The 7,413-nt window shown below is 70.1% G+C and carries 7 protein-coding genes; 5 read left to right on the top strand and 2 right to left on the bottom strand.

From position 1 onward, the window contains the following. Nucleotides 1-136: 136 nt before the first annotated feature. Entirely contained in the window at nucleotides 137-589 is a 453-nt protein-coding gene (locus RIE08_14160; GenBank protein MEQ8718751.1) for a hypothetical protein, read from the bottom strand. 152 nt (nucleotides 590-741) lie between these two features. On the opposite strand from RIE08_14160, the gene RIE08_14155 reads away from it, so the two are divergent. Then, entirely contained in the window at nucleotides 742-2,928 is a 2,187-nt protein-coding gene (locus tag RIE08_14155; protein MEQ8718750.1) for a protein kinase, read from the top strand. Nucleotides 2,929-2,967: 39 nt separating this feature from the next. Here the strand turns inward: RIE08_14155 and RIE08_14150 are convergent, their stop codons facing one another. Beyond that, complete coding sequence (locus RIE08_14150) at nucleotides 2,968-3,387, bottom strand: hypothetical protein (GenBank protein MEQ8718749.1); 420 nt, start codon at nucleotides 3,385-3,387, stop codon at nucleotides 2,968-2,970. Between the two features lie 97 nt (nucleotides 3,388-3,484). Between RIE08_14150 and gatC the strand changes: the two genes are divergently transcribed. The 4 genes from gatC to RIE08_14130 all read left to right on the top strand — a co-directional run. Further along, nucleotides 3,485-3,787, top strand: a complete 303-nt coding sequence (gene gatC / locus RIE08_14145) for an Asp-tRNA(Asn)/Glu-tRNA(Gln) amidotransferase subunit GatC (GenBank protein ID MEQ8718748.1) — start codon at nucleotides 3,485-3,487, stop codon at nucleotides 3,785-3,787. Next, nucleotides 3,784-5,235, top strand: coding sequence for an Asp-tRNA(Asn)/Glu-tRNA(Gln) amidotransferase subunit GatA (gene gatA, locus RIE08_14140; protein ID MEQ8718747.1), 1,452 nt, complete (start codon nucleotides 3,784-3,786; stop codon nucleotides 5,233-5,235). The genes gatC and gatA overlap by 4 nt, the downstream gene beginning before the upstream one ends. A gap of 1 nt (nucleotide 5,236) precedes the next feature. After that, the gene (gene gatB, locus RIE08_14135; protein MEQ8718746.1) at nucleotides 5,237-6,721 is read left to right on the top strand and encodes an Asp-tRNA(Asn)/Glu-tRNA(Gln) amidotransferase subunit GatB; all 1,485 of its coding nucleotides are present in this window, start codon (nucleotides 5,237-5,239) and stop codon (nucleotides 6,719-6,721) included. 68 nt (nucleotides 6,722-6,789) lie between these two features. Further along, nucleotides 6,790-7,413 (top strand): hypothetical protein (locus RIE08_14130; protein MEQ8718745.1); only part of this gene is annotated, 624 nt, incomplete at its 3' end.

Raw genomic sequence — 7,413 nt, 5'->3', positions numbered from 1 at the left:
GCACGATCTTGAGCAGACGATTCCCCTCATCGTTGGTGATCTCTCGAACCCGGACGCGTTCAGCCATACCCACATCCAACGCGACTTCGACACTCAAGTGGTGGACGCGCCACCCCCGACGTTGCCGGTCACGGCACTAGGACGCGTTGAAGCACCAGAACTCGCTCTGCGTCGCGCCGGGACCGTCGATGGTCGGGTAGAACTCGGCGAGGACACAGTTCTCCTCGGCCTGGAGGTTCTCGATCACCTGACCCTCGCCCGGGTTGAAGGTGGCGCGGTTCAGGCTCTCCGCGAAGAGGACCTCGTCGGCGGGGATCTGCACGCCGTTGACGGTGAGGCCCACGAAGTAGGGCTCGTCGTCCACGAGGTCTATCCCGACAGCGGTCTGGGAGAGGACCTCGTCACCCGGTCCCGGGATGAGTTCCTGCACGGCTTCGTTGCGGATCGGCTCGCCGTCGCCCAGCTGGGTCCAGACGAGTGCGATCGCGGCCAGGCCGAGCAGGGCCATCGCCGGGAGGATCCACCGTCGCACGGCGGGGTGCTCGAGGCGCGAGACGGGGCGTCGGGAGCTGGGACGGGCGTCTGTCACGCCATCAAGCCTATGTCCGCACGCTCTGTGACCGGCAGCCGAGGCCGGGTCCCCGTGGTCGGGCGGCCGCCTGGCGCCGGCGCTCCCATGGGTTGGCTACAGCGGCCCGGGATGCCGCATCCGGAGGGGCGCCCGCCGGTACTCTCGGCGGCGTGAGCGCCCCCCGCATGGCTGAACAGGTCGGCCGCGTCCTCGGCGAGCGGTACCGCCTCGTCGCACCCATCGGCGCGGGCGCCTCTGCGCGGGTCTATCTCGCCGACGACACGACCCTCGGACGCCAGGTCGCCGTCAAGTTGCTGCACGAGGCGCTCTCCCAGGACCAGGCGTTCCTGGACCGCTTCGCCCGCGAGGCGCGCATGGCCGCCCAGCTCCAGCACGCACACATCGTGGCGGTGCACGACTGGGGCTACGACGGCGAGCCGTTCATCGTGAACGAGTTCTGTTCGGGCGGGTCGCTGCGGTCGATGCTCGACCGTGGGCGGATGCTGACACCATCGCAGGCCCTGCTCGTGGGCCTCGAGGCGGCCCGGGCACTCGAGCACGCCCACCGCCGCGGCGTGGTTCACCGTGACATCAAGCCCTCGAACCTCCTGTTCGACGCCGACGGACGGCTCCGGATCGCAGACTTCGGGCTCGCCCGGGCGCTCGCCGAGGCCTCCACCACCGAGCCGACCGGGGCCGTGCTCGGCACTGCCCGCTACGCGTCGCCCGAACAGGCCCGCGGCCAGACGGTGGACGGACGCGGCGACGTCTACTCGCTCGCCCTGGTGCTCGTCGAGGCCGTCACCGGTCGGGTCCCGTTCGAAGCGGACACGACGATCGGCACTCTGATGGCGAGGGTCGAGCAGGCCATGGAGCCCCCCGAGGAACTCGGTCCCCTCGTTCGACCCCTCGAGGGGGCCGGTGCGGTCGAGGTGGCCGACCGCCTCGACGCGGGGGGCCTCTCGGTCATGTTGATGGCGACCGCCGAGCGGCTGCCGCGCCCGGAGCCGCTGCCGCTGGTCGGTGCGCTCGCCGCGGGTGCGGCCCCGGTCGGCGATCCGACCGAACACGGCACGCGCACGGTGACTGATCAGCCGTCTGTCGGATCAGCGGGCGATCCGCCACCGGTCGTGGCCGGGATTCCGCCGGCCACGGACTCGGCAGGAACGCCGAGGGCCGCTGGGTCGCCCACCGATGCCGCGGACCCGGTGGACGCCGACGCGGGTACGCCCGGTGGGGTCCACTGGGACGACGAGCCCGAGATCATCTCGACGGGCAGCGCCTTCACCCCCGAGACCGTCGCCTCGCTCGACCCCCGCACGGCGGAGTTCGACCCCGGCCCGGAGCCGGCCTTCACCCGACGCGAGCACCGTCGACTCGAGCGCTCGACCGCGCGTGCGCTCGCCACCCAGCAGAGCGCCGCGCGTGCCGCCTACGACTCGGTCCCGTCGGCACATTCCCGCCGTCGCTGGCCGTGGGTGATCGTGGCGCTCCTGCTCATCGGCGGTGTCGGCGCGGCCATCTGGTTCGCGCGCGAGTCCTCGGAGGTCGCCGCGGTGGCCGCTCCCGACCTCATCGGCGGGTCGCTCGACGACGCCGAATCGGCGGCGGAGGCCAACGGCTGGGAACTGGAGAAGCTCGAGGGCCGACCGGGTGAGGTGCCCATCGGCGAGATCTACCTGCAGGACCCTGTCGCAGGGACCGAGCTCGTCGAGGGCGACACCCTCCGGGTCACCGTGTCGCTGGGTGAGCCGCTGGCGACGATCCCGCCGGATCTCATCGGACTGTCGGTGGAGGACGTCGGTCTACGGCTCTCTGCGATCGGGCTGATGCTCGGCGAAGAGATCCCACGCTTCGACGAGGACGTCCCCGCCGGGCTGGTCCTCGAGGTGTCCAGCGTCGTTCCGGACCTCCCCCGGGGGACGGAGGTGGACGTGATCGTGTCCAGCGGTCCCGCTCCCCGTGAGGTGCCCTCCGGTCTCGTCGGCATGGAGGTGCAGGAGGCGACCGCGCTGGTCGAATCGGCCCGGTTCGTGGTCACCGTGGACCGCCGCTACGACGAGGAGGTGCCGGAGGACTCGGTGATCGAGGTCGATCCCGCCGAGGGCACCGAACTCGAGGTCCAGAGTGAGGTCATCCTGGTGGTCTCCGACGGCCCCGAGCCGGTGGAGATCCCCGATGTCGAAGGCCTCGACGTTCTGACCGCGGCCGAGATGCTCGAAGAGGTGGGCCTGTGCATCGGCGAGACCGAGGGGCCGGCCAACAACGAGGTGTTGACGACGGACCCACCCGCGGGCGAGGTCGTCGACGTGGACACCTGCGTGCGGATCATCACCCGCGAGTCCACCGACGGTTGACGTTCGGCTCAACGTCGGGAGCGGCTCCGGCCGCGCCGCTCAGAGCGTGATTGCCTTGAGGCGGGCGTCGATCTCATCGGCGAGCGCGGCCGATTCGTCGTCGGGTTCGAAGTCGAAGAGGAACATCATCCGGGTCATGTCGCCGTCCACGCGGATCTGTCCGCTCATGAACGCCATCTGCATCGCCTGGGTATCGCGCTCGATGAACAGCGACCTGACCGTCTCGTAGGTCATGGTGACGGTCATCTCGGGGTTGTCGAGGTGACCGAGATCGGGGAAGGCGTGCCCCTGGCCCGTGTCGACGTGGGCGTCGATCGTCTTCGTCGCGAACGGCGTCTCGAGGATGACGAGGTTCGCCCTGACGGGAATCGGTGGTTCCGGGACACGGTCGACGTACTCGTCTCGCAACGCCCGGGCGGCTTCCTGCCACTCCGGTGAGAGGAACTCGTAGCGGGACAACAAACTCTCCTGGCTGGGTGATGCGGGGATGCGTCAGCGGCACCTGTGATGCCGCGGCGTCCGGGCGGACGGTATCGCGTCGGTACGATGCACTCCCATGTCCGAGCGAATCTCCCGCGATGACGTCGCGCACGTGGCCCGACTGGCCCGCCTGGCGTTGACCGACGACGAACTGGACCGGTTCACCGGCCAACTCGACGCCGTCCTCGACCATGCACGCGACGTCGAGGCCCTCGATCTCGACGATGTCGAACCGACGTCGCACCCGTACCGACTCGTCAACGTGATGCGCGACGACGTGGTGAACTCGTCCGTGGACCGCGCCGAGGTCCTCGCCGCGGCCCCCGCAGCCGAGGACCACCAGTTCCGTGTCCCGTCGATCCTGGGCGAGGCGCCGTGACCGGCGCGTCCGCCGACGAGATGTCCGCCCACCAGATCGCCGCCGCCGTGCGGGCGGGGGAGCGTTCGGCCGTGGAGGTGCTCGACGGGTATCTGCAGGCGATCGAGGCCCGCGAGGGTGAGATCCACGCGTTCAACCTGGTCACCGCCGACGCCGCCCGTGAGGCCGCCGCGGCGGTGGACGCCGCCGTCGCCGCCGGAGATGAGGTCGGCCCGCTCGCCGGCGTACCGATCGCCCTGAAGGACAACCTGTGCACCCGGGGACTGCCCACGACGTGCTCGTCGAAAATCCTCGACGGCTGGAAGCCCCCGTATGACGCGACGGTAGTGACGCGACTCGCCGCAGCCGGCGCCGTCGCCGTCGGCAAGACGAACCTCGATGAGTTCGCCATGGGCTCGTCCACCGAGAACTCGGCCTTCGGGCCCACCCGCAACCCCCACGATCCCACCCGGGTCCCTGGCGGGTCCTCGGGCGGTTCCGCCGCAGCTGTCGCCGCCGGGTTCGCCCCGCTGTCGCTCGGTTCCGACACCGGCGGGTCCATCCGTCAGCCCGCATCCCTCTGCGGCGTGGTCGGGGTCAAACCGACGTACGGCGCGGTCTCCCGCTACGGCCTGATCGCCTTCGCCTCGTCGCTGGATCAGATCGGCCCGTTCGCCCGCACGGTCTCGGACGCGGCCCTGCTGCTCGAGGTGATCGGCGGTCACGACCCGGCCGACTCGACCTCGATCCCCGAGCCCGTCGGCGATCTCGTCGGCGCCGTCGGTGGGGGTGTCGCGGGCCTGCGGGTCGGTGTCGTGCGCGAGTTGATGGTCGAGGGCATCGCCCCCGACGTCGCGGCCCGCGTGAATGCGGCGGCCGATGCGCTGGCCGCGGCGGGCGCCACGGTGGACGAAGTGTCCGTGCCCGCCTGCGTCTACGGGCTGTCCGCGTACTACCTGATCGCCCCGGCGGAGGCGTCCTCCAACCTCGCCCGCTACGACGGCGTGCGCTACGGGATGCGCGTCGATGCCGACAACGTGGCAGCGATGAACGAGGCGACGAGGACCGCCGGCTTCGGCGACGAGGTGAAGCGCCGGATCATGCTCGGCACCTTCGCCCTGTCCGCCGGTTACTACGACGCCTACTACGGCAAGGCGTTGAAGGTCCGCACGTTGATCCTGCGTGACATGGCCGCCGCCTACGACGACTTCGACGTCCTGTTGTCGCCCACCGCGCCCACCACGGCGTTCGAACTGGGAGCGAAGGCCGACGACCCGATGTCGATGTACCTGTCGGACGTGTGCACGATCCCGTCGAACCTGGCGGGGCACCCGGCCATGTCGGTGCCGTTCGGCGCCGGAGACGACGGGTTGCCGATCGGCGTGCAGATCATGGCGCCGGCTCTCGGTGAAACGACGATGTTCCGTGTGGCCGGTGCCCTGGAGGCCGCGGCCGGAGGTGAGGGCTGAGATGAGCGACGCCACGACCGTTTCACCCGAGAAGGCCGAAGCGAACCCCGGGCTCGGCCATCCCGCCGACGCCGAGTGGGAGACCGTCATCGGTCTCGAGGTCCATGCGGAGTTGCACACCGAGACCAAGTTGTTCTGCGGTGCACCCAACCGTTTCGGCGGCGAGCCGAACACGAGCATCGACCCGGTGTCGCTCGGTCTGCCGGGGACCCTGCCGGTGTTGAACCGCAAGGCCGTGGAACTGGCCATCCGGGTCGGTCTCGCTCTGAACTGCACCGTCCAGCCGTCCACCTTCGCCCGGAAGAACTACTTCTACCCGGACATGCCGAAGGACTTCCAGATCTCCCAGTACGAGGATCCGATCAACATCGACGGGTGGCTGGAACTGCCCGACGGGCGACGCGTCGGTATCGAACGGGCCCACATCGAAGAGGACACGGGCAAGTCCACCCACGTCGGCGGCGGCGGTCGCCTGCACGGCTCGGGATACTCGCTCGTGGACTACAACCGCGCAGGTGTGCCCCTGATCGAGATCGTCGGTCGGCCCGATCTGCGCAACGCGGACGACGCCCGGGCCTACGTTTCGGAGCTGCGGGCCGTCCTCGTGGCCATCGGCGCGTCGGACGGGAAGATGGAAGAGGGTTCGATGCGCGTCGACTGCAACGTGTCGGTGCGCCCGATGGGCGAGGAACGCCTCGGGACCCGCTGCGAGATCAAGAACGTGAACTCGCTGCGTTCACTGGCGCGGGCCATCGAGTACGAATCGCAGCGCCAGATCGACCTGCTCGCCTCTGGGGTTCCGATCTCCCAGGAGACCCGCCACTGGAACGAGGACGACGGCCGGACCCACACGTTGCGGTCCAAGGAGGAGGCCACCGACTACCGGTACTTCCCCGAGCCGGACCTGGTGACGCTGGCGCCGTCGGCGGAGTGGATCGAGGAGATCCGGGCGGCGCTGCCCGTCCTGCCGGCTCAGCGTCGCCACGCTCTGGCCGAGGCTGCGGGGATCGCACCGACTGAGGCGGCGCTGCTGGTGGAGCGCGAGCAGGACGAGTTCGCTCTGGCCGCGATCGCCGCGGGCGCATCGCCCGACGGAGTCGTGAAGCACCTGGAGAACAACCTCGCCGACGGGGTGGGGGAGATGTCCGCCGAGACGTTCGCTGCACTGTCGGCGATGGAGACGTCCGGTGAGTTGTCGGCCACGCAGGCCAAGACCGTGCTGGCCGAGCTGGTGGCGTCGGGCGGTGACCCGAAGTCCGTCGCCGCTGCCCACGGTTTCGAGGCGATGGACACCTCCGAGCTGGAGGGGATCCTCGACGGGATCATCGCGGAGAACGCCGAGGAGTGGGAGCGTTTCTGCACCGGCGACGAGGGCGACCAGAAGAAGATGCAGGGTTTCTTCACCGGCCAGATCATGCGGGCCACGAAGGGTCAGGCCGACGGCAAGGTGGTCGCCCAACTGCTCGGACGGCGCCGCTCCGGCTGATCTGAGAATTCCTTCGGGGGCCCCGGCATCCGGGGTCGAGTGTCACTGGGGTTGGTTAGTGTGTGTTCATGGTCGAACACATGTTCGCAGCCGGTTCCGGGACGGACCGTGACACTGGCCTCGGGGAGGCCCGTGGGTCACTCGACGCTGCGGCTGTGCGGTTGCGGAGTCTGGATCTGGCGTGTCTCGACGTCGATCAGCTGAGCCTGCTGTCGAAGGAACTGGAATCACATCGTCGTGTCGTGGCGGCGGCGTCGGCGCGTACCGCGGCGGCGATCGCGTCGCATGCCGCGCCGCCCCCCGGTAGCAGCGGCGACGGGGATGAGAGTGACGGCGACGGGGATGATGATGGTGCGGGGCCGGTGCCGCCTCCTCCTGCGGGCGGCGCCGCCGACGCGGCCGGTTCAGACCGCGATGAGGCCAACCGGCAACGCCGCGCGGCGCGGGTCGCGCAGATCCTCCCCGCAGCGATTACGGCCCTCGACGCCGGGAAGATCACCACCGGCCACATCGCCGCGCTGTGGTTCGCCTGTGAAGCAGACCCGGCCCGAGCCCGCCGAGACGAAGCCCACCTGGTCGCATGGGCGCGACGGGTCCCCGTCGCCCGGCTGCGGCAGCTGGTGCGCAACTGGTGCCGCCACGGCGAAGACCCCGAAGACCGCGCCGCCGAACAGGACCGCAAACGCGGCGTC

The organism is Acidimicrobiales bacterium (genome assembly GCA_040219085.1).
Lineage (GTDB): Bacteria > Actinomycetota > Acidimicrobiia > Acidimicrobiales > JAVJTC01 > JAVJTC01.
The sequence above is the reverse complement of the archived record's forward strand: the minus strand, read 5'-3'. Positions and strand labels throughout refer to the sequence as shown.